At 33.6% G+C, this 1,048-nt stretch carries 2 protein-coding genes; both read right to left on the bottom strand.

What is annotated here, in order from left to right; all coding sequences use genetic code 11:
• On the bottom strand, positions 1 to 362 hold a 362-nt coding region (locus BBI01_RS07965), incomplete at its 3' end, for a phage tail-like protein (RefSeq protein WP_498365967.1).
• A 321-nt stretch (positions 363 to 683) separates the two neighbouring features.
• Positions 684 to 1,048 (bottom strand): phage tail-like protein (locus tag BBI01_RS22775; RefSeq protein WP_498365968.1); only part of this gene is annotated, 365 nt, incomplete at its 5' end.

A 1,048-nucleotide genomic window follows, 5' to 3' on the forward strand; every position in this document is an offset into this window, starting at 1 on the left:
GCCACACCTGTTCCTCCTTGTACCAGCCAGGGTTGTTGTTTGTAAAATTTATTCCAAAGATTTCCATCAAAGTAATAGTATCCAACAGAGTCTATGTTGGCTGTTGCACCGGAACCTGTGGAACCTGTGAGGTCGTTTACATATAATATAGTACCTGTTTGTGCAGTTGTATATACTGTAGATTTTACATTAAGGTTCGCTAAAGAAATTCTAGGTGCTATAAGCCCGTCAACAGTAGAGGTGCTGGTTTCTTTTCCTTTTACATCTAAAGTTGCGGCAGGAGTCTCGGTTCCTATACCCACCTGACCAAAAGCATTCACGGCAAAAAGGATTAATCCTAAAGTCAAAAAATTGTATTTCATAAAACGTGTAATTTATTTTGGCAATATTAAGAATACCTTGATCTTAAATAGGAGAAATAGGGGTAACTATTTGTATACAAAATTATTTCTATATGTATACATAAAAAAGTAAAAAGCCTGTGTGTAAGGGTTTTACTTTATTTTTCCCAATCTTAAATTAGGAGAGGATTGTAGCTTTTTTCTTAAAAGTTTTATCAATAACTATTTTCTAAGTTTTTAAAATGGATAGATAATTAATACCCAAGCTATATAAGCTTGAGCATTAATTAAAAAAACTCTTATTAATAAGATGCTTTCAAAAAATAACTGATGTATTATTTTCTATGGATATGTCCAAAATGTCCATTCAGTTCCATTGAAAGTACATAATGCATCATTTATTGGATCATATACCATTAACCCCGCGGAAGGGTTAACAATATTTTTATAGGGTTCCGTAACTTGTGGTAAAACCATAAGTTTTGTTGTAGACTCCAAAACTAAAGCACCATCCACAGTGCTGCTTTTGGCTCCCATAACTGTTTTTTTTGTAGAATCATCAGTTCCTCCTGGCTGTGCGACAGCATTTGTAATAGCAGCAGTATTACTAAGATCTAACCAAATACCGTTTTGTTTGAACTTTAGTTTTTTATCATTGGTATCAAAAATAAAAGTTCCATCCACGGCAGTACTTAAAACACCAGATG

This window comes from Chryseobacterium artocarpi, from assembly GCF_001684975.1.
In the GTDB taxonomy this organism is placed as follows: domain Bacteria; phylum Bacteroidota; class Bacteroidia; order Flavobacteriales; family Weeksellaceae; genus Chryseobacterium; species Chryseobacterium artocarpi.